Annotated in this window: 17 protein-coding genes; 10 read left to right on the forward strand and 7 right to left on the reverse strand. The window is 39.6% G+C overall.

Annotated features, from left to right (window positions below; genetic code table 11):
* Nucleotides 1–165: 165 nt before the first annotated feature.
* Nucleotides 166–612, forward strand: coding sequence for a terminus macrodomain insulation protein YfbV (yfbV, locus tag MTN96_RS03380; RefSeq protein WP_036956398.1), 447 nt, complete (start codon nt 166–168; stop codon nt 610–612).
* On the opposite strand, the gene rlmA is transcribed toward yfbV, so the two are convergent.
* From rlmA to xthA, 3 genes are read right to left on the reverse strand one after another with little or no spacing between them, the layout of a single operon-like run.
* Entirely contained in the window at nt 596–1,399 is an 804-nt protein-coding gene (rlmA, locus tag MTN96_RS03385; protein WP_248530746.1) for a 23S rRNA (guanine(745)-N(1))-methyltransferase, read from the reverse strand. The two genes, yfbV and rlmA, sit on opposite strands and share 17 nt — an antisense overlap.
* Nucleotides 1,396–2,043 (reverse strand): energy-coupling factor ABC transporter permease, encoded by a 648-nt coding sequence (locus MTN96_RS03390; protein WP_013464794.1) that lies wholly within the window; start codon nt 2,041–2,043, stop codon nt 1,396–1,398. The genes rlmA and MTN96_RS03390 overlap by 4 nt, the downstream gene beginning before the upstream one ends.
* Nucleotides 2,044–2,048: 5 nt before the next feature.
* Complete coding sequence (gene xthA, locus MTN96_RS03395) at nt 2,049–2,855, reverse strand: exodeoxyribonuclease III (RefSeq protein ID WP_013464795.1); 807 nt, start codon at nt 2,853–2,855, stop codon at nt 2,049–2,051.
* 240 nt (nt 2,856–3,095) lie between these two features.
* On the opposite strand from xthA, the gene MTN96_RS03400 reads away from it, so the two are divergent.
* From MTN96_RS03400 to rluB, 4 genes are all read left to right on the forward strand, one after another.
* On the forward strand, nt 3,096–3,527 hold the full coding sequence (locus MTN96_RS03400) for a hypothetical protein (RefSeq protein WP_036982857.1): 432 nt from the start codon (nt 3,096–3,098) through the stop codon (nt 3,525–3,527).
* A 201-nt stretch (nt 3,528–3,728) separates the two neighbouring features.
* Entirely contained in the window at nt 3,729–4,247 is a 519-nt protein-coding gene (locus MTN96_RS03405) for an EF-hand domain-containing protein (RefSeq protein WP_076920981.1), read from the forward strand.
* 155 nt (nt 4,248–4,402) lie between these two features.
* On the forward strand, nt 4,403–4,993 hold the full coding sequence (gene scpB, locus MTN96_RS03410; RefSeq protein WP_248530831.1) for an SMC-Scp complex subunit ScpB: 591 nt from the start codon (nt 4,403–4,405) through the stop codon (nt 4,991–4,993).
* Nucleotides 4,990–5,859, forward strand: a complete 870-nt coding sequence (gene rluB, locus MTN96_RS03415) for a 23S rRNA pseudouridine(2605) synthase RluB (RefSeq protein ID WP_036982855.1) — start codon at nt 4,990–4,992, stop codon at nt 5,857–5,859. Before scpB ends, rluB begins: the two co-directional genes overlap by 4 nt.
* A 72-nt stretch (nt 5,860–5,931) precedes the next feature.
* On the opposite strand, the gene MTN96_RS03420 is transcribed toward rluB, so the two are convergent.
* On the reverse strand, nt 5,932–6,678 hold the full coding sequence (locus tag MTN96_RS03420; protein ID WP_010389778.1) for a YciK family oxidoreductase: 747 nt from the start codon (nt 6,676–6,678) through the stop codon (nt 5,932–5,934).
* 207 nt (nt 6,679–6,885) lie between these two features.
* Here MTN96_RS03420 and MTN96_RS03425 point away from each other — a divergent pair, with 207 nt between their 5' ends.
* Entirely contained in the window at nt 6,886–9,330 is a 2,445-nt protein-coding gene (locus MTN96_RS03425; protein WP_248530747.1) for a VolA/Pla-1 family phospholipase, read from the forward strand.
* A gap of 100 nt (nt 9,331–9,430) precedes the next feature.
* A complete protein-coding gene (sohB, locus tag MTN96_RS03430) occupies nt 9,431–10,447 on the forward strand; it encodes a protease SohB (protein ID WP_248530748.1) in 1,017 nt (338 codons plus the stop codon).
* Nucleotides 10,448–10,530: 83 nt separating this feature from the next.
* On the opposite strand, the gene MTN96_RS03435 is transcribed toward sohB, so the two are convergent.
* Nucleotides 10,531–11,862, reverse strand: a complete 1,332-nt coding sequence (locus tag MTN96_RS03435; protein WP_248530749.1) for a dicarboxylate/amino acid:cation symporter — start codon at nt 11,860–11,862, stop codon at nt 10,531–10,533.
* A 185-nt stretch (nt 11,863–12,047) separates the two neighbouring features.
* On the opposite strand from MTN96_RS03435, the gene MTN96_RS03440 reads away from it, so the two are divergent.
* Nucleotides 12,048–14,759 (forward strand): Ig-like domain-containing protein, encoded by a 2,712-nt coding sequence (locus MTN96_RS03440; RefSeq protein ID WP_214552776.1) that lies wholly within the window; start codon nt 12,048–12,050, stop codon nt 14,757–14,759.
* Between the two features lie 253 nt (nt 14,760–15,012).
* Complete coding sequence (gene topA / locus MTN96_RS03445) at nt 15,013–17,721, forward strand: type I DNA topoisomerase (protein WP_248530750.1); 2,709 nt, start codon at nt 15,013–15,015, stop codon at nt 17,719–17,721.
* A gap of 167 nt (nt 17,722–17,888) precedes the next feature.
* Here topA and MTN96_RS03450 read toward each other — a convergent pair whose 3' ends face one another.
* Nucleotides 17,889–18,131 carry a hypothetical protein gene (locus MTN96_RS03450; RefSeq protein WP_016899532.1) on the reverse strand — a complete coding sequence of 81 codons (243 nt, stop codon included), beginning with the start codon at nt 18,129–18,131 and terminating at the stop codon, nt 17,889–17,891.
* Nucleotides 18,132–18,374: 243 nt separating this feature from the next.
* Between MTN96_RS03450 and MTN96_RS03455 the strand changes: the two genes are divergently transcribed.
* On the forward strand, nt 18,375–18,929 hold the full coding sequence (locus MTN96_RS03455) for a TIGR00645 family protein (RefSeq protein ID WP_248530751.1): 555 nt from the start codon (nt 18,375–18,377) through the stop codon (nt 18,927–18,929).
* Between the two features lie 53 nt (nt 18,930–18,982).
* On the opposite strand, the gene MTN96_RS03460 is transcribed toward MTN96_RS03455, so the two are convergent.
* A complete protein-coding gene (locus MTN96_RS03460) occupies nt 18,983–20,623 on the reverse strand; it encodes an alpha-glucosidase family protein (RefSeq protein ID WP_248530752.1) in 1,641 nt (546 codons plus the stop codon).
* Nucleotides 20,624–20,911: the final 288 nt, after the last annotated feature.

A 20,911-nucleotide genomic window follows, 5' to 3' on the forward strand; every position in this document is an offset into this window, starting at 1 on the left:
TGACTTTATTAAAAGGGCTTTGTGGAATTCTTTCTATAATTTATGCTTTTTGTGAGTTTTACTAATGAAATTAAGCATTTTTACCGATAAAGTGAGAGTTGTGTTACACTTTTATAAGCAAGATGCTTTTACAAGTGTTAAATGCCGTGATTGTGAGGATTTATAATGCAAAAAAGTGTGATATCACAAGTTCAATTAGGGCGCGCTTATGCTAAAACATGGCCTATGCGCAAAGAGGTCGCGCCATTATTTGCCGAGTTTAAAGTGATCAGAGCAACCGAGCTTGCGATTACAGTAATGCCTATTTTAGCCATGTTAACTTTGTTTTTTCAGCTTAATTATTTAGGCCCTGATTTTTTACCTCAAGCTATTGCCAGTAGTCTATTTTTTATCTCCTTGCCGTTACAAGGGCTTTTATGGCTAGGTAAACGTGCGCAAACAGAATTAGAACCCGCTATGCTGCAATGGTACAACGAGTTGTTTGCAAAAATGGTCGCCAACGGTTACGACGCACAAATGGGGAAAAACAAGCCCCGCTATTTGGAGCTTGCTGAATTGTTAAAAGACATGTTTGATAAAATGGATAAAACCTTTACTAAAGAGCAGTTTTAACAAACTGGCTAATATAAAATGACAAGGTAACCTTATGATGCTGTTTTTGTTCAAGTGCCTGCCAATGCTCGGGTCTGAACTTCCATGCAAAGGGTGTCATCATTATTAAATTTCTTACGTCGCTAAATGTGAGTGACACTTGCTCTGTAATGAGCTGTTGCGATGATTGTTTAAAGCCTGTTGGCGTAGCAACTTCAGTATGTTCATTTACCGTATTATAGATATATTTTTTCAACTCTTTGAGGTGCATAGGCCCAGGGCTTGCCACCACTAAACAGCCATCCTCTTTCACAAGGCGAGAAAGTTCATCGTCGAACAAAGGGGCAAACACGCTAATTAACACATCAGCAAGGTGATCATTAAAGGGCGCGTGGCTTATTGATGCCACGCTAAATTGACATTGTTTGTATCGTTTTGCTGCGTATTTTACCGCCGACTTAGATATATCAACACCATACACAGTAGCTTGCGTGTTATTTGCTATAGCATGGGTGTAAAACCCCTCGCCACACCCTAAATCAATCACTATATTTGCATTGAGCGGTTTGACTAAATTAGCTAAAGCCGTCTGTAAAAATGCATAATAGCCTTGCTCTAAAAAAGAACGCCTTGCTTGTACCATTTCTAAAGAGTCACCGGGCTGTTTAGAGTTTTTATTTTGCACGGGGAGTAAGTTTACATAGCCTTCTTTGGCAAAATCAAAGCTGTGGTTATTATCACAGCGTAATGTTTTTTCATTAAGTGCCAATGGAAGTTTGCAAATAGGGCAATGGTAATGAAGACTCATGAGCCTAAATAGTCCTTATCAAAAAAAGTTTTTACCCAGTGCGGGCGATAGGTGATCATAACAGTTATTGCCATACCGTTTAGCATTGCTTCAGGAAACGCTAAAATAGGACTGAGATAAATGTAGTTTTCTGTTAGCTGATGCCAATTATATTCGCCAATTGCGTAATAAAAAACACCCCCAAGTATAATGTTAACGCAAGCAACGACACCAGCCGTTAAAAAGCTACAAACAAATATATAGATAAAAAAGTGCCGCGCTAAGTAGTGGTAACAAAGCATAAATACAAAGTAGCTTAATAATACTGGAATAAACGCACTTATTAGTAATTTTACCGCAATCAGCTCGAATGCTATTTGTCCAAAAGCAGTTAGCAGGGCTGTTGCTAATACACAACTTAAAATAGCCAGACGCCAGCCTAAAATCAGCGTAACAGCAGTAATGCCCAGTATATGAAGATCAAGACCAGGTAAAATACCGGCTTTTATACGCCATAGTAAAGCGAGCACCAGCGCGCAGGCAAACACACCGGTTTGCCTTGCTGGCGTATTAAATAAATTGGCGTATGTTGATTTATTAACACTTAAAAAGCCAATAACAATAACACCAATCCACAGTAATGCCTGTAATTGCACGCTTAGCATAATCGTTAATTAAACTCAGACCAAATAGGGGCATGATCTGAAGGCTTGTCGATAGCACGTAATTCGTAATCTATACCGGTGTCGATACAGCGAGCTGCTAAGTCATGCGTTGCCAAAACCACATCAATCCTTAGTCCACGATTATCAACAAAACCCTTAGAGCGGTAGTCAAACCACGAGTATTGATCGTTAGTTTCTGGGTTTTGCTCCCTAAAGGTGTCTTTAAAGCCCCAGTTTAATAACGTTGCTAGCCATTCACGCTCAACGGGTTGAAATGAACATTTTCCGGTTTTTAACCAGCGTTTTGCGTTTACCTCACCAATACCAATATCTAAATCGGTTGGAGAGATATTAATATCGCCCATTACAATTACATCTTGATCAGGCGTGTAATGACTATTTAGGTGAGTCATTAAGTCTTGATAAAATTGACGTTTATAAGGGAATTTAGTTTCGTGATTGATGTTATCGCCTTGCGGGAAGTAGCCATTCATAACATGTAGGTCACGGCCATTTTCTTGCTCTACGGTAACGCTGATCATTCGCTTTTGCGACTCATCTGTGTCGGTGGAAAAGCCTTTTAATACCGACTTAGGCTCTTTTTTGCATAACATTGCCACACCGTAATGCGCTTTTTGTCCATGAAAATAAACGTGATAACCCATTTTTTGTACATCGTCTAGCGGAAATGCTTCATCGTGCACTTTGATCTCTTGAAGACCAATAATATCTGGCTGGTGTTTATCAATAATAGCTTGTAACTGATGTAGGCGAGCACGCAGACCATTGATATTAAAAGAAATCACTTTCATAAAGTTTACCTTCAAATTTATTTTCATTGTTGGCCAAATTGTATCAGTATTTGGAGCGACATAACATGACTGAAACGAGAAAATAGCTGCACAAATGTTGAACAATTTTTGCTTAATGTTTAAACATTGTAAATGCAATATTAAACAATAAAATAAATAAAATATTCAATTAATATGTTAAAACTTGTCTATATAATACGCAAAAATCATATGTTTAACTCGTTCAAATAGGACCTCCTAATGAAAACTCAATTACTTTTAGCCGCCTCTCTTTTTGTTTCTGTAACTGCTACTGCGCAAAGCAATACGTATTACAGCCAAGACAACAAATTAGAGTCTAACTTATGTGTAGTAAGCGCCAATGAGGGGTTTTCGGCTGCTCGTAAAATGGCAGCAAAGCACGGTGTATATTTATCACGTTATTCAAAAAGTATCCTATGTAACGGTCAAGACATCCGTGACATTGCAAAAAAAGAAGAAGCAACGCAATCAGTTGTGTCTAAAGTAGAAGTATTTGCAAAAGATTCACACCAAGAAACACAGTTATGTATGACTGCAGTAAAGCAAGGCCTACAACCAGTACGTAAGCAAATTGGTAACTTAAATTCATTAAAGTGTAATGGCCAAAGCGTTACTGATTTTGTTAAGCGTTACCAAAACGCTGCAATCTAAATTACCGTTTTAGATATAAGTAGCTCGGTTCTTACCGAGCTTTTTTTTGCAAAAATTACCAGAGTAGCTTGCAAAAATTGCATTATTGAATATCGCAATAGAAGTTGTTTTTGGTTAATTGTTTGATTTTAATGGTTTATTTTTTTTGGCATCGTATTTGTATTACTAGATTTGAAATTTATTAATACAAGGATACGTCTGATGAAAAAATTAACGATAGTTTCTACTGTTTTAGCCGCATTGAGTTTAGCAGCTTGTTCTTCTAATCAAGGTTTAGAAAAAATCGACAGTGATTTTGCAAGCTTAGATAACGATAGCGATGGCTTTATTTCTAAAATAGAAGCCGACGATGATAGTATTTGGCAGCACTTTTCGAATATAGATACTAATATGGATAATCAAATAAGCCGTAATGAATATGACGCTTATATGCAGCTAAATGCTGGGAAAGTTGCTACAGATAGTGAAGTGAGTGAGTCTGCATTTAAGGCTGATATTGCGAAGTTTGATAAAATAGAAAATGACTTTAAAAGCTTAGATAATGATAGCAACGGTTTTATTTCAGTTTCTGAAGCTGACGATGATGATATTTCAAATCATTTTGGTTACATGGACAGCAATAAAGATAAACGAGTAAGTAAAAAAGAGTTTAATAGCTATATCCAAAAGCATGGTGATTCTGTTGCAGAGGACGATGCACTTGAGCAATTTAAAAAATAGCTAAATTACATTATTAAATACACTTGATACCAAGCCAGTGTTTTTCACTGGCTTTTTTATACCTATAAAATGTTATTTTATTAATATGTTTTCCTAGTTTGCCGTTGTTCTGTCATAATAGATGGCTGTGTGTGTTTATTAACTTTAGAGTGATTATGGTTGGTCGGCGAATTAGTGATGAACAATTAATTGAAATCATTGAAGCGGCGATTTTTGTGGCAGGCAAGCCCGTATCAAAACGTCATCTTAAGGACACGGTTTTAAACGACTTAGCAATTTCTATGGCGCGCATTAATGATGCTGTAGAGGCCATTCAAGTTCACTATCAGACGCGTGGAATACGTTTAGTTGAGGTAGGCAGTGGCTATCGTTTTCAAGCGTGCAGTAGTTTAAGCCCATGGTTGAGTAATTTATGGCAAGAACGTGCCCCTAAATACTCGAGAGCTTTACTCGAAACCCTGTCGTTAATTGCATACAAGCAACCCATAACCCGTGGTGAAATTGAGCAAGTGCGGGGCGTAGCAACAGGCTCAAATATTATTAAAACTCTGCTTGAAAGAGAGTGGATTAAAGTAGTTGGGCATAAAGAAGTACCCGGTAAACCGGCACTTTATGCAACGACTAAACAATTTTTAGATTATTTTTCGATAACGGGACTTCATGATTTACCCGCATTGCCAGAGCAACAGCAAAGTAAAATTACCCAGTTATTAAGTGATCCTTCTGTGAGAGAACCATCCAAATGAGTATACAAGGTGAAAAGTTACAAAAAGTCCTAGCCCGTGCAGGTGTAGGCTCACGCCGTGAAATGGAAAAATACATTGATGCAAATCGTGTGAGTGTAAATGGTAAAGTAGCTAAGTTAGGCGACAGGGTTGAAGAAACCGATTTAATTCGTGTTGACGGCCATACCGTTAAAATAGAAGAAAAAGCTGACAGAATTTGTCGTGTAATTATGTATAACAAACCAGAGGGTGAGTTAAGTACGCGTAAAGACCCTGAAGGCCGTAGAACCGTTTTTGACCGCTTACCTCGTATTGATGGCGATCGCTGGATAGCAGTAGGCCGATTAGACGTAAATACCTCAGGACTAATGTTGTTTACCAATGACGGTGAATTGGCAAACCGCTTAATGCACCCAAGCTATGAAGTTGAACGCGAATATTCAGCACGTGTATTTGGTGAAGTCACTAACGAAACAATAAAAAACTTACTGCGTGGCGTAGAACTTGAAGATGGCCCCGCAAAGTTCACTGGTATCAAGCCTATGGGCGGTGAAGGTATTAACCGCTGGTATAATGTAACGCTTAACGAAGGTCGTAACCGTGAAGTGCGTCGTTTATGGCAATCACAAGATGTGGAAGTGTCACGCCTAATTCGTATTCGTTACGGTAAATTAGAGCTTGATAAGCGTGTACCGCAAGGTGGCTGGATTGAGTATGATTTAGATACGGTTAACTATTTACGTAAAACAGTAAAGCTTGGCAAAGAAACACAAACTAAGCTGTCGGTTATTCCTGAAAAGCGTAAAGACAAGCGCGCTAAAATAAACCAAATTCGCAAGGCGGTTAAAAAGCACAATCAACGTGTAAAACCGACTAAACGTAAGTAAATACGCTACTAGCTACTAATAAAATAATAAAGCCGCTTTTTATAGCGGCTTTTTTACGTTTAAAACTAAATATTACTTTTTAGCTTGTGCGTCTAACGATTGGCCATTGATATCTTTAGAGTCATCACTCATTAAATACAGGTAAGTTGGCATTAAATCTTCAGGTGTTGCGAGTAAATCACGATCTTCACCTGGGAATGCACTTGCACGCATTGATGTACGGGTTGCGCCTGGGTTAATACAGTTAACACGGATTGGCGTTTTTTCAACTTCACACGCCCATGTTTGCATCATACCTTCTACTGCAAATTTAGAAATTGCATAAGGTCCCCAAAACTCTCTTCCTTTACGACCGACACCCGATGAGGTAAATACCACTGAGGCACTTTTTGATTTACGCATAACAGGGAATAGCGCTTTAGTGATCATCGCTTGTGCAGTGACGTTTACTTTCATGACGTTTTCGAATGTTGATGAACAAAAATGCTCTAACGGCCCTAAAGTACCTAAAATACCCGCGTTATTTAATAGTCCATCAAGGCGGCCAAATTGACTTTCGATCGTTGCGGCTAAATCACGATAGTTCTGCTTAGTTGCACCTTTTAAGTCCATAGGCACAATCGCTGGCTGTGGGTAGCCTGCATTGACGATTTCGTCATACACACATTCTAGTTTATTAGTTGTTTTGCCTAATAAAATAACGGTTGCACCATGTTTAGCATAGGTAATAGCTGCGACACGGCCGATACCATCACCTGCGCCTGTGATCAAAATTACTTTGTCTTTAAGTGCGTTTTCAGTTGCTTGATAGGTATGCATAAAAGTACCAATGTTTAAATTTTTTTTGATTTTAACATAGCAAATCGACAAGTAATCGAATTTATTACAAATTTAGGTGGCGAAACTAGAAAGTTTACGTTAAGTTTAACTGGTCTAATGTCTCATTAATATACTAGCTACATTATTTTAACTTAATTACACTGACTATAAACACACTATAAAAATAAGATTTGTGCGGAGAACACTATGAAAAAAATGCTACTCTCGCTCTCAGTTGCAGCTGCATTAGCAGGCTGTGGCGGCGGAGAAACGTTAGAAGATGTTAAAAACGATTCGGTTACAGTTATTCCAAAAGCTACGGTAAAGTTTGACCCTGCAAATGGTGTAATTTCGGTTCCTAATGATTTATTAATGAGCGGTACGCTTGATGGCACACTCAATATTCCTGGGGAATTAAATGACGAGAATGTTTCTATCTCTCGAGCTAAATATGCAGATCCGCAACTTGCACTAGGGGCACTTGATGGCTGGTCTACGCAAGTTCCTTTTAAAATAGATTTAACGTTTCCACCGGGCATTAGTCTAGATGAAACGTCTGCAGCTTCACCAGGCTCAGTACGTATTTTTGAAGTGATCATGGGTGCAAGCCTAACAGATGCCGAATGCTCGCAAGCACCAGCTGGTACAGCATGTAAACTAGTAGGTGAACTGACCTTTGGTGTTGATTTTGTTACACAAGGCTCTGGAGACGCGGTTGCTATTATTCCACTTAAGCCATTTAAGGCCGGTAGTTCATACATTAATGTGTTAACGACTGGACTGAAAGATTCAGAAGGGCGCTCAATTGAACCATCTTCAACGTATGCCACTGTTAAACAAGAAGCGCCTTTAGTAACGCCATCACAACTTGCGCTGCAAGGAGCTGTTAATAGCTACGAAAACGTAGTGGTAAGCTCTGGCGATATTACTAAAGACGATATTATTTACTCGGCTGCCATGACAATGCAATCAGCAGGAGCAGTGCTTGGTACGATTAAAAAGGTTTTAGCAGCAAGCTTAACAGAGCCAACAATTCCAACCCCTGCGTTGCAAATTCCAACTCAGCCCATGCAAAACGTACAGGATATCTTTGAGGACTTAGGTAGAGCAGTCCCCAACGTATTTCAGGCGGCACAATATCAAAAAGGTAGTATTCAATTACCTATGTATTTAGGTACGCCGAAGGGTAAAGAAATCAGTGATTTAAATGATACTTACTGGCAAGGTATGTGTGATAACGCTGTCGCTGTTATGGGTTACAAAGCACAGGCTGGTGAAAATTTTCCTGCTGATCCTGTTAGCGTTAATGATGCAAAATGTGCAGCCTTAAGTGATGGGCGATTGCGAGATTTAGATAAAGACTTAGACGTTACACGTCATCTAACTAAATATAACTCACTTCCTAAAGTGCAAAGTATGGCTAATGTGCCAGTGCAAATTACTAAGCCGATTTTACCGGTTGTTAATGCATACCGTACAGCTTTAGATTTAGAGCCATTTACTGCTATGCCAGCAGGTGGTTGGCCAGTAGTGATTATGCAACACGGTATAACCACACAAAAAGAAAGCATGTTGACACTAACAGCGCAGCTTTCACTGCAAGGCTTTGCCACAGTTGCAATTGATCATCCTCGCCATGGTGAGCGTGGTGTAGATGTTGATGTAGATGGTAACGATGACTTTAACGCAACTTCGGGAAAAGGCTCTGTACTTAGTTACATGAACTTGAATTCGTTATTGGTAGCTAGAGATAGCTTGCGTCAGTCAAGTGCTGACTTACTTGGTTTACGCTTAGGCTTAAGATTCAGCGGTGATAGTTCACTCAGTTATACCGATGTATCTTATATTGGCCATTCACTGGGCTCAATTGTAGCACCTGCATTTATTGCACAAGCTAATAGCCCATTAAACGACCAAGTAGATCCATTGTTTAAGGTTAACGCTGTAGCATTAGCAAGTGGCGGCGGCGGTATTGCTAGCTTCTTGTTAGAATCAGCCGCGTTTGGTCCATTTATTCAAGGCTCTGTCCTTGCTAAAGCTGGAACTGCTGAATCGATAGAGTTTAAGGCATTCAGAGATGGCCCCGCTGTTTCTAACTGTGGTGAGTCAGCGCAAACGCAAGCAAGTATCTCATGTGGCTTTACTGAGTTTGCAAAAGCACTAACGATGGCGGGAGAAACTGATAAACTTGCTAATATCAAGGGCGTGATGACGCAGTTTGTATTTGCAGCTCAAACAGCATTAGATAGTGGCGACCCAACCAACTATGCAGCAACGGTTAAAGCACTAGAAACACCTGTATACATGAACGTAGTGGTAGGTGATGGCACAGATAATAACAAGCCAGATCAAGTTATTCCGCCGATGACTGCCAATAACCCAATTGCAGGTACTGTCCCTTTGGCTAACTTTATGGGGTTAGACACGGTGAGTACCACTCAAGCGCCAACAGAGATGGGGGCTAGCTATTTAGTTAAATTTACTCAAGGTCATCATGGGTCAATATTAACACCTGCACAGGATGCGGGAGAGTCTTCTACAGTTGCGGGTAGTGCAGCTGCGAATGCTGAAATGCAATTGCAGGTTGCTACTTACCTAGCTTCAAGAGGGCGCCTTTTAATGGTGCAAAACACTGAGGTTGTGACGAATTAATAATCAACCACTCAATTAAGTACTAAAAGCCACTGTATAGTGGCTTTTTTTTATTTTAAAGCATGCTAAATTGACTGAAATTTATAAACGGAGAACACAGTTGGAATTTTTATACGAGTACGGTTTGTTTTTTGCTAAAACCATTACCTTTATTATTGCTATCGCTGTCATTTTGACCTTAATTGTAAGCTCGGCTGTTAAGCCAAAAGCAAAAAAAGGTGAGATAGAAATAGATGACTTATCAGAGCAGCTGACCAATATAAAAGAAAGCTTTTTAAATAATACGCTAGGTAAAAAAGAGTTAAAAGCCTATCAAAAACAACAAAAAGCAGAGCAAAAAATAGCGGACAAAGAAGCGCCTAAATCACGACTCTATGTTATTGACTTTAATGGCAGTATGGATGCACATGAAGTAGAGAGTTTACGCGAAGAAGTGACCGCGGTAATTTCAATCGCGGATGCAAAAAAAGATAAAGTGTTAGTTCGCCTTGAAAGTGGTGGTGGCGTGGTACATGGCTATGGTTTAGCTGCATCACAATTACAACGTTTAAAGTCAGCCGGTATTGAGTTGACTGTATCAATAGATAAAGTCGCCGCCAGTGGTGGTTACATGATGGCTTGTGTGGCTGATCATATTATTGCAGCACCGTTTGCAATTGTTGGCTCTATTGGTGTTATTGCACAAATTCCAAACTTTAATAAAATATTAAAGAAGAACGATGTCGAGTTTGAGCAAATTACGGCGGGTGAATTTAAACGCACGTTAACTTTATTTGGTGAAAATACCGATAAAGCCCGTGAAAAGTTCCGCGAAGAGATAGAGCAAACTCATGGTTTGTTTAAAACGTTTGTGAGCACTCAGCGCCCAAGTTTAAATATGGATTTAGTGGCAACGGGTGAACATTGGTTTGCAACCCAAGCAATTGAAAAAGGGTTAGTCGATACTATTAAAACCAGCGATGATGCGTTGTTAGAGCAACAACAGCAATATCAAATTTATAAAGTGCAATACAAGGTTAAAAAAGGGCTAAGTGAAAAGCTTGCAATAGGGCTCAGCCATGGAGTGAATAAAGCAGGCGTAAGTTTAATGTCAAAGTTTAAGACGTTACACCCTTAATAATTTAATCACTTAAACCCAACAAAAAAGCCTTGTTACTTAACGAAGTAGCAAGGCTTTTTTTATGACTATTGTCAGAAATACTAATCAATAGATTTGTGGTAGTCTTCTAAATCTTTAGCTGCATTAGGATCGTTAAAGATACTTTCATCTAGCTCACCCTCACTTTTAGCAACGACACAGGTTACCATACAGTCGCCTGTTACGTTTACCGCGGTTCGGGTCATATCAAGTAGTCTATCAACACCTATTATAATTGCGATGCCTTCAACCGGTAGGCCGACTTGGTTTAATACCATGGCCAGCATGATCAAGCCAACGCCAGGAACACCCGCCGTACCAACAGAGGCAAGCGTTGCAGTTAGTATCACCATTAAGTAATCAGAAATAGTTAAATCAACACTAAATACCTGAGCGATAAATACCGTAGCCACACCTTGCATAATTGCAGTGCCATCCATGTTAATGGTTGCACCAAGCGGAATAGTAAACGAAGCGACCGAATTATTAGCGCCAAGCTTTTTAGTTGCCGTTTCAAGTGTGATAGGCATAGTTGCGCTTGAACTTGAGGTACTAAAAGCAAATAAACAGGTGTGTTTCATTTTAGCCAAGAAAGTGAGCGGGCTTAGACCCGTGAGTATTTTTAGCAGCAGGGTGTAATTTACGAATGCATGCAATAACAGGGCTAAAACAACCACGCCAAAGTACTTAGCTAAACTCACAATTAAGTTCAGTTCAATGGTAGTGAACAATTTAGCCATTAAGAAAAATACGCCGTAAGGGGCAATATTCATTAGCAAAGTAACCAGTTTTAAAATAACGGTGTTTAAGTCTTCAAATACAGTAGCGACACGTTTACCTGCTTTTCCGCTAAGTGCCATTGCAATACCGAATAACAAAGCAAATACAATTACTTGTAACATATTGCCCTTTGCCATTGCTTCAAAAGGGTTGGTAGGGAACATATCAATAATTACGCGAGCTAAAGTAGGCGCTTCTTTGGCATCATAGCTTGCTTGAGAAGGAAGCCCAATGCCTTCACCTGGGTTAAATAGTAACGCTAAGGTAATCGCTACTGTAATCGCTATTGCCGTTGTAACTAAGTACAAACCAATTGATTTACCGCCTAATCGGCCTAATTTCTTAGGATCGCTTAAACTGCAGGTACCACATACCAGTGATACAAATACTAAAGGCACAACCAGCATTTTCAAACTAGCTATAAATATTTGCCCACCTACATGAAAAAGGCCATCAACAAAAAAGGCTTTAATTGGCAAAGAGAATAACCCAAGAGGGATTAGGTAATCGTCTTCACCAGCTAATATAGCCTGAAATATAAAGCCTACTGCAACACCAAGCACCATACCAATCATGATGCGAGTAGTTAAACTCATTGAACGGATTTTAGACATATTTCCAATCTATTTTTTATAAATTTGGCATAGACTAACAGCATGTAATTTTTTTTACAGAAAAAACGTCAACTTTTTAAAAATTTTTATCAAAAAAAGGAGTAAAAAACTGAGATTTTAGACTAAGTTATAGGTTAACATTAAGTAGATAAGTTTAACTTAGTAATAGCGCAACGGAGAAACCTATGCCTTTAACTCGTTTGCTCAGCATTATATGGCTCAGCACATTACTCATCGCCTGTGGCGGTGGTGGCTCACTGGAAAAAGAAAGTGGAACCGTTGGAGGTGATACTGGAGGCACCGGTGGAGACGCTATCGAACAAGCAATTCAAGTTGAACTTGATTTTGAAGATAGAATTGTTACTGCCGATAACCCGCTAGAGGTGGTTGCAACGGTAACCGGAAGTGATGGTCAACCTGTTGTGCGTCAAGAGGTAAGCTTTACCACAACACTGGGTTCTTTTATACCGGCTACAGGTAGCGCTTTAACAAATTCCAGCGGTGTTGCAACTATCGAGCTTAGCGCGGGTAGTGTTGAAGGAGCAGGAACCATTGTTGCTAGCTATGAAGACGCAACAAGTAAACTTGGCTTTTACACGGCAGGTGATGAGCCTCAATCGAATGACTCAACCGCAAATATTGACATTAAAATTTTACAAAACTGCCCTGATAGCTGGTTAAATATAGACAGAGATTCTATAGAGCTTGATCCATCTGACTGTTCTCAAAATAGTAATTTACTTGGGCAACAAGCTATTGTATACGCAAAAATCACCAAACCTGGCAGTAATACGCCAGCAAGTAATGTACTGGTTCAAGCGACAACAACGCTAGGTATTTTATTACCTGAAAGCTTAACGGCTAAAACGGATGCGTTTGGTGTTGCTATTTTGAATTTATTGCCTGGCAGTAGCTCAGGTGTTGGCCAAGTTGAGTTAACCGCTCAGGGCGGCGTTGCGAGTGCTTTATTTGAAATTAACGCTGTTCAAGTTAATGTAAATTTAAGCGCGGGTATTGCAACTGGTGATGTGTTGTCTGCAGGTTCTACTACTATTATTACCGCTCAGATTGTAGATGGCAGCAATAACTTATTCACCACTCCACTTGAAGTACAATTTACCTCGGCATGTGCTGAAGAATCTACTCCTAGAGCCACTATCGATAGTGTGGTAACTAGTATTGGCGGCACGGCAAGCGCAACTTATAAAGCGGATGGTTGTAATGGTATAGATACGATTACAGCAACCGTGGTTACCGGTGGCAACGTTGCTACTAAAACAATTAATATTAATGTAGCTGCCGCTCAAACGGGTTCAATCGCGTTTATGGGTGTGACCAATCAAGTGTTAGCTATTAAAGGAGCTGGCGGTCAGACTCTCACTGAAAATTCAGAGCTTACCTTTAAACTTTTAGATATTAATGGTAACCCTGTTGGTCAAAAGCAAATTGATTTTGCTCTTTCGCAAAACCCCGGCGGCGCGTTGCTAGACAGTGCATTTCAGTTTACCAATAATGAAGGTTTAGTGACTGTAAATGTCCGCTCAGGAAGAGCCGCAGGAGTTTTATCTGTTATTGCATCACATCAAGTTGAGGCTGGCGACGCATCACAAAATAATGTGATTTCTATTGTGTCAAATGACATAACCATTACCACAGGTGTGCCAGATCAAGACAGTTTTACGCTTGCAGTGCAAACATTTAATACCGAGTCATTAAATGAAGCCGGGGTGACAACAGACTTAACTGTATTTGCAGCCGATCACTTTAATAATTTTGTTCCTGATAACACGGCAATTTATATAGCCAGCGAAGGTGGTGCAGTAGGCACAATAGATGATCAACAATTTACACCTTTATTACTTTGCCGCACCATAGATGGTGTGTGTAAAGCGCAGTGGCGTAGCCAAAACCCAATTCCTTATCATTACAGCATTTATAAAAACTCTGTGGCTGATAAGTGTGACCGTTTTTTTGGTCAAGCAGCACCTTGTACATTAGGTATCAGAGAGTCACAACTAGACACAAACGGCAATCTAATTACTTATCTTGATAGTAGTGGTAACCCGATATCACTTGCGGATGCGCCAAGTAATGCGCCAATAGATTATCCATTAGGTGGTCGTGTAAGCTTGTTAGCATACTCAGTGGGTGAAGAATCATTTAATGATGTATCTGCTAACGGTGAATTTAATCAAAACGAGTTTGATTCTACATTACAAGATTTACCTGAAGCCTTTATAGATTTTAATGAAAACGGTATTTTTGACGGAAATTTACCCGCACCTGCGAACCCTGTAAATTCTAATGGCGGTGAGGATGAGTGGTATGTGGAGCGCTCTGGTGCACTAAATAATGGTCAGTTTGATTCCGGCGATGGCATTTACAATGGCTTGTTATGTAGTGACGAGGCGCTTGCTGCAAATGCATGTACGCGTGAAACAGTAAATGTACGCGATCGTTCAGAGTTAGTGATGTCTGGAAGTACACCTTACATTAGAGCTGTAACGGCTTTAGATGACTGTAGTTTAAGTGATGGTATTCGCTTAGAAGCTTCTGATATGGCGGGTATGTGTGACATAAACCTTATTGATATTAGCAATTCCACACCTTACAGCGCGATTTCAGTGACTATCTTCTTCAGTGATATTCATAATAATCCATTGCCTGCAGGTACTACAGTTACTGTCACTGCCGACAATGGTGTGTTAAGAGGGTTAACAGATTACACCGTTGTGAATACTGCTCAACAAGTGCCTATCTCTGTTTCAGTAAATATTACAAAAGAGGCTGAGCCAAATGATGTTGATTCTGGCTTTTTATACATCGAATTTGTGACCCCTGGTGGGGTGAAAACTCAATATACCGTGATGTCGATTTTAGACGAGCCTAAGGTTTAAAATTAATAAAGCATAGAAAATGCCAACCAATAAGGTTGGCATTTTTGTTTCTATTCTATATATTCCACATCAATTATTCAAAAAGCACTGGTTTGATTAAATTTACAACAGAAATTGTTTGTTTATTCAGTAAATACTGAAAAGTTTGTATTAAAAGCTTGTAAGAACTAGTGTTTGTAGATATACCTATAAATATTCGCGCCGCATGAGTCGGCTAAACACATTTAAAAAACTAGGTTAGAAATAGGCAACTATGGGCAAATCGCTAGTAATTGTAGAGTCACCTGCTAAGGCTAAAACAATTAATAAATACTTAGGTAATGATTTTATCGTAAAGTCCAGTATTGGACACGTACGAGATTTACCTACTTCAGGTTCTGGCAAAAACAAGGCACCAGCAAGCAAAACGCCTGCTGAAGTGCGTAAAATGCCACCTGATGAGAAAGCAGCGTATAAACAGCAACGTGACTACACTAACTTAGTCGCGCGAATGGGAATCGATCCTGAAAAAGGATGGGAGCCACATTACGAAATATTGCCGGGTAAAGAAAAGGTTGTTCAAGAATTACAAAAGCTTGCCCAAAACGCTGATAAAATCTATCTCGCAACGGATTTGGATAGAGAAGGGGAAGCTATTGCTTGGCACCTTCAAGAAATTATTGGTGGCGAGCCAGAAAAATATAAGCGTGTTGTTTTTAACGAAATCACTAAAAATGCAATACAACAAGCATTCGAAACCCCAGGTGAGTTAAACACCGACATGGTTTATGCACAGCAGACCCGTCGCTTCTTAGACCGTGTTGTTGGCTTTATGGTATCGCCCCTATTATGGGCTAAAGTAGCGCGTGGTTTATCAGCGGGTCGAGTGCAATCTGTTGCAGTGCGTTTATTAGTTGAACGCGAACGTGAAATTAAAGCATTTATTCCTGAAGAATTTTGGGACATTCATGCCGATGTTAAAAATAGCGAGTCTGACCTACGTTTAGAAGTCACTAAACAAGCAGACAAGCCATTTAAGCCAGTAAATGAAGCTCAGGCTAGTGCAGCAGTTAAAAGCCTTGAGAATGCCGAATATAAAGTTGTAAGCGTTGAAGAGAAACCAAGTAAGAGCCGTCCAAGTGCGCCATTTATTACTTCAACAATGCAACAAGCAGCAAGTACCCGATTAGGTTATGGCGTTAAAAAGACCATGATGCTTGCCCAGCGTTTATACGAGGGGGGTTATATTACTTATATGCGTACCGATTCAACTAATTTATCGAAAGATGCGGTTGAAATGTGTCGCGAATACGTAACCAATGAGTTTGGTGCCAAGTATTTACCTGCTGATCCGATTAACTATAGCTCTAAAGGTAATGCACAAGAGGCGCACGAAGCGATTCGTCCTTCTAGCGTATCAGTGCTTTCTGGGCATGTTGAAGGTGTGGATGCCGATGCGAAAAAGCTTTATGAGCTTATTTGGCGTCAGTTTGTGGCCTGTCAAATGGTGCCAGCTGAGTACGATTTAACCACCTTAACGGTCGCTGCCAACGATTTTACATTGAAAGCAAAAGGCCGTGTTTTACGTTTTGATGGTTGGACTAAAGTGCAACCGGCAGTACGTAAAAAGAATGAAGAAGAGCAATCGCTGCCTGCTGTTAAGCAAGGCGAGGTGCTCACATTAGTTGAGCTTGATCCTAAGCAGCACTTTACTAAGCCACCGGCTCGTTTTAGTGAAGCAAGCTTAGTTAAAGAGCTTGAGAAACGTGGGATTGGTCGTCCTTCCACGTATGCCTCTATTATATCAACGATACAAGAACGTGGTTATGTACGAGTAGAAAATCGTCGCTTTTTCGCTGAAAAAATGGGGGAGATTGTCACCGATCGCCTTGTTGAAAACTTTACCGATTTAATGAACTTCGATTTTACCGCTAAAATGGAAGGCCGTTTAGATGATATTGCTGAAGGTAAGCGTGTTTGGACGCAGGTACTTGATAAGTTTTATGCCGATTTTTCAACCCAGTTAAACATTGCCAAAGGTGAACCCGATGAAGGCGGTATGCGTCTTAATCAAATGGTAGAAACCGATATTGACTGCCCAACGTGTGGCAGAAAAATGGGTATTCGTACTGCTTCAACGGGCGTATTCTTAGGATGTACTGGTTATAACCTGCCACCTAAAGAGCGCTGTACTACCACTATGAACTTAGTGTCGGGTGATGAAGCGGTTGCAGCTGATGTTGAAGACGTTGAAACAGAAACATTAATGCAAATGAAGCGCTGTCCAATCTGTGAAACAGCTATGGACTCTTACCTAATAGACGAAACCCGTAAATTACATGTTTGTGGTAATAACCCTGCTTGTGAAGGGTACATCGTTGAGCAAGGTACCTTTAAGATTAAAGGGTATGATGGTCCGATTATCGAGTGTGATAAATGTGGCTCAGACATGGAGCTCAAATCAGGTCGTTTTGGTAAGTATTTTGGTTGTAACAACGAAGAGTGTAAAAACACGCGTAAGTTACTTAAAAACGGCGAAGCTGCGCCACCAAAAGAAGACCCTGTGCACATACCTGAACTTGAATGTGAAAAATCTGACGCTTATTTTGTTTTACGTGATGGCGCTGCAGGTATTTTCTTGGCGGCTAACACTTTCCCTAAATCACGCGAGACGCGCGCGCCTAAAGTGGCTGAGCTAAAGCGTTTTAGAGACCGTATTTCACCTAAGTTTTATTACCTAGCGGATGCACCAGAAAAAGATCCAGATGGTAACCTAGCGGTAGTACGTTATAGCCGTAAAAATAAAGCCCAATATGTGATGACAGAAGTTGATGGCAAAGCAACTGGTTGGACGGCACACTACGAAGGTGGTAAATGGGTAGAAGAGGCTAAGAAAAAAGCCGCGCCTAAAAAGAAAGCCGCCGCTAAAAAAGCGCCTGCTAAAAGTAAAGCGAAAGCAAAAGTAAAAAAAGACGATGAATAATTAATTATTCACCGCTTTAAGTAATAAAAAACCGGAATGCACAGCCTTTGACAGTTCCGGTTTTTTTTGTCAAATAAAACCTATCGCAATGGCATTTCTAATCTGTTTTTTTACTTTACAGGATTAAAAAATGTAACCAATTTAGGTTCAATTCACTCAATTATTCATTAAATTTTAACAGCAGTGACTTTGTTATAGCCTTCAGATGTTAGTTCATCATTCACACACTTTAAAACATAGTTATAAAGCTCTTCATTGCTTACGTCATCTTCTTTAGCCCAACTAACACACATTTCTGTGAATTCTTGAATCGTCTCAGCTGAAGCGTCTGTAGCATCGTTTGCCACTGCATTAGCAGCAGATAAAACGAAAAATGGTGCAACGATTAACGCGAGTAATGCTTTATTCATTTTCTTATTCCTAAAAATGGAGTAACAATCGAGTTATGCATGCATACAATGCCTACATAAAACAAGTGTAACCAAGCCAGAACATATCTGTTGGTATATTTATTTTTAATCGAATATAAAATAAAGGGAAACGAAATATTTTTATCGTTAAGATGAGCGTATCGCGTAAAAGTGTTTAACCTTAACTAATTGTGTTACAGCTAAATTTAGGCTAATGTCGCGTTTTAACTTTTAGGTGTTCTTATGTCAGAGCCACACACAAATAATATAAATAAAAAAATACAACCTGTTCATAAAGTAGAGCATGCTCTTGAGTCGTTTATATTCAAAGGACGCTGGTTATTAGCCCCATTTTTTGTCGGTTTACTATTTGCTGTGGTTTTATTACTAATAAAATTTTTTAAACAGCTGTATTTGATGGGGATCGCAACGTTTACTGCCAGTAATCAAGAGTTGTTGGTGGGTATACTAACTTTGGTTGATACCGCTTTGTTAGCTGGACTTTTATTAATTATTATATTTAGTGGCTACGAAAACTTTGTCTCTAAGCTTAATATCGACAATCATGAGGACCGTCCCGTATGGATGGGAAAAGTAGGGTTTTCTGGTTTAAAAATGAAACTGATTAGTGCGATAGTCGCTATTTCAGCCGTTGAGCTACTAAAGGTGTTTATAAGCTCTGCATCTCATTCAAATGATGAATTACTCTGGAAAGTGCTGATACACGTTACCTTTGTGGTATCGGGTGTACTGTTTGCATTTACTGATTACTTAAATAGTAAAACAATTAGCCATTAAAAAATGCTAAAAAAACCCGAGCAGTGCTCGGGTTTTTTATAATAATGTAAATATTAACTACAGTGGGCGTAATAACAACCAAATGGTTCAACTGTCAGTGTTTCATTATCAAGTTTTGCGTTGTGATGAGAAAGGTCGTTATGTTCATTTTCAACACTTGCATTAATAGTAAGTTTTGCTTGTGAAGCACTCAAATTGAATACACACAACATTTTTTCATCGTTTAGAGTACGGTAAAACGCTAAAATAGGTTCTTCGGTTTGTAAAAACTCAATATCACCTTCAAGTAATACCGGCTGGTTTTTACGCCATGCCATAAATTCACGATACGCATTTAATATTGAGTTTGAATCATTCTCTTGCTCAGTAACTGCTTGCAGCCTATGTTGTTGATCAACAGGTAACCACGGTTTTACCTCACTAAATCCTGCGTTGTGGGCATTTGGTTGTGAGTTATCAAGGTTTTCCCAAGGCATTGGGGTACGACAGCCATCACGACCTTTAAAGTTTGGCCAAAATGTAATGCCGTATGGGTCTTGTAAATCTTCAAACGCAACGCTTGCTTCACCGAGTCCGAGCTCTTCACCTTGATACATACATACGCTGCCGCGTAACGAGGCCAATAGGGCTGTTAACATCTTACATTGCGCAGGGTTTACTTCACCCGTTTCGCTCCAACGGCTTGCAACGCGCTCTACGTCATGGTTACTAAATGCCCAGCAAGGCCAGCCTTCAGTCATACGATGTTCAAGTGTAGTAACGGTATTTCTTATATACTCGCTCGAGTAATCATCCGTTAATAGCTCAAAGCTATAGCCCATGTGCAGTTTATCGCCACCTTGGGTGTATTCTGCCATGGTGGCTAGTGAATCTTCAGATGAAATTTCACCCAGTGACACGGTTCCTGGGTATTTATTGAGTAAGGTGCGAATATCACGCATAAACTCAATGTTTTCTGGCTGTGTGTTGTTGTAGTAGTGATACTGAAAAGCATACGGATTGTCTTCACTAAAACCACGGCCCTGACGCTTTTCTTTTGGTTTTGCAGGATTATCACGAAGCTGTGCGTCATGGTAACAAAAGTTAATTGCATCTAACCTAAAACCATCAACGCCTTTTTTAAGCCAAAACTCAACATTGTCTAGTACAGCTTGGCGAACATCAGGGTTATGAAAGTTAAGATCAGGCTGTTCCGTGAAAAAGTTATGTAAGTAGTATTGTCCACGACGCGGCTCCCATTGCCATGCACCGCCACCAAAAATAGACAACCAGTTGTTTGGTGCTGTTCCGTCTTCTTTAGCATCGGCCCATACATACCAATCAGCTTTATCGTTGGTTAAATCTTCACGGCTATCAATAAACCATTGGTGTTGATCTGAGGTGTGGCTAAGTACTTGGTCTATAATAATTTTAATATCGCGTTGATGTGATTGCGCAATGAGTTCATCAAAATCATCTAAGTTACCAAAAAGCGGGTCGATATCGCGATAATCGCTAATATCATAACCAAAATCTTTCATAGGTGATTTAAAGAAAGGTGAGATCCAGATAGCATCCACCCCTAAGCTTTTAATGTAATCAATGCGATTTATTATCCCTTTTAAGTCACCAATGCCATCGTTGTTGCTATCTTGAAAGCTACGCGGATAAACTTGATAAATAACCGCACCTTTATACCATTGCTTTTGGGTCATGCCTTTCTCCGTTTTCACACTGTCTTTGTGTTGTTCTTTTTTAGAGGTGTTAATCCTCGTTTATTTGAAAAAGCATACTTGAAGCCGGTCATACTGTAAAAAGTCTGCATACGTATGCACCGTTTTAAGGCCATTAAAAGAGGTTAAATCAATCACTTATTTCATCGATTTTAACGTCGGTTTATTGAATATCTCTTTACCAATTTGGTTTGTTAATTTATTGTTTGCGTTATTTAGGTACTTAAAAATAAGGGGATGCACTAATTTGGTGATTATTAAAATTGGTCT

The organism is Pseudoalteromonas sp. 2CM28B (genome assembly GCF_023161935.1).

Excerpts from the sequence above, each read along its gene's own strand:
- yfbV (WP_036956398.1), top strand. The coding sequence starts at position 166 with ATGCAAAAAAGTGTGATATCACAAGTTCAATTAGGGCGCGCTTATGCT.
- rlmA (WP_248530746.1), bottom strand. The coding sequence starts at position 1,399 with ATGAGTCTTCATTACCATTGCCCTATTTGCAAACTTCCATTGGCACTT.
- MTN96_RS03390 (WP_013464794.1), bottom strand. The coding sequence starts at position 2,043 with ATGCTAAGCGTGCAATTACAGGCATTACTGTGGATTGGTGTTATTGTT.
- xthA (WP_013464795.1), bottom strand. The coding sequence starts at position 2,855 with ATGAAAGTGATTTCTTTTAATATCAATGGTCTGCGTGCTCGCCTACAT.
- MTN96_RS03400 (WP_036982857.1), top strand. The coding sequence starts at position 3,096 with ATGAAAACTCAATTACTTTTAGCCGCCTCTCTTTTTGTTTCTGTAACT.
- MTN96_RS03405 (WP_076920981.1), top strand. The coding sequence starts at position 3,729 with ATGAAAAAATTAACGATAGTTTCTACTGTTTTAGCCGCATTGAGTTTA.
- scpB (WP_248530831.1), top strand. The coding sequence starts at position 4,403 with ATGGTTGGTCGGCGAATTAGTGATGAACAATTAATTGAAATCATTGAA.
- rluB (WP_036982855.1), top strand. The coding sequence starts at position 4,990 with ATGAGTATACAAGGTGAAAAGTTACAAAAAGTCCTAGCCCGTGCAGGT.
- MTN96_RS03420 (WP_010389778.1), bottom strand. The coding sequence starts at position 6,678 with ATGCATACCTATCAAGCAACTGAAAACGCACTTAAAGACAAAGTAATT.
- MTN96_RS03425 (WP_248530747.1), top strand. The coding sequence starts at position 6,886 with ATGAAAAAAATGCTACTCTCGCTCTCAGTTGCAGCTGCATTAGCAGGC.
- MTN96_RS03435 (WP_248530749.1), bottom strand. The coding sequence starts at position 11,862 with ATGTCTAAAATCCGTTCAATGAGTTTAACTACTCGCATCATGATTGGT.
- MTN96_RS03440 (WP_214552776.1), top strand. The coding sequence starts at position 12,048 with ATGCCTTTAACTCGTTTGCTCAGCATTATATGGCTCAGCACATTACTC.
- topA (WP_248530750.1), top strand. The coding sequence starts at position 15,013 with ATGGGCAAATCGCTAGTAATTGTAGAGTCACCTGCTAAGGCTAAAACA.
- MTN96_RS03450 (WP_016899532.1), bottom strand. The coding sequence starts at position 18,131 with ATGAATAAAGCATTACTCGCGTTAATCGTTGCACCATTTTTCGTTTTA.
- MTN96_RS03455 (WP_248530751.1), top strand. The coding sequence starts at position 18,375 with ATGTCAGAGCCACACACAAATAATATAAATAAAAAAATACAACCTGTT.
- MTN96_RS03460 (WP_248530752.1), bottom strand. The coding sequence starts at position 20,623 with ATGACCCAAAAGCAATGGTATAAAGGTGCGGTTATTTATCAAGTTTAT.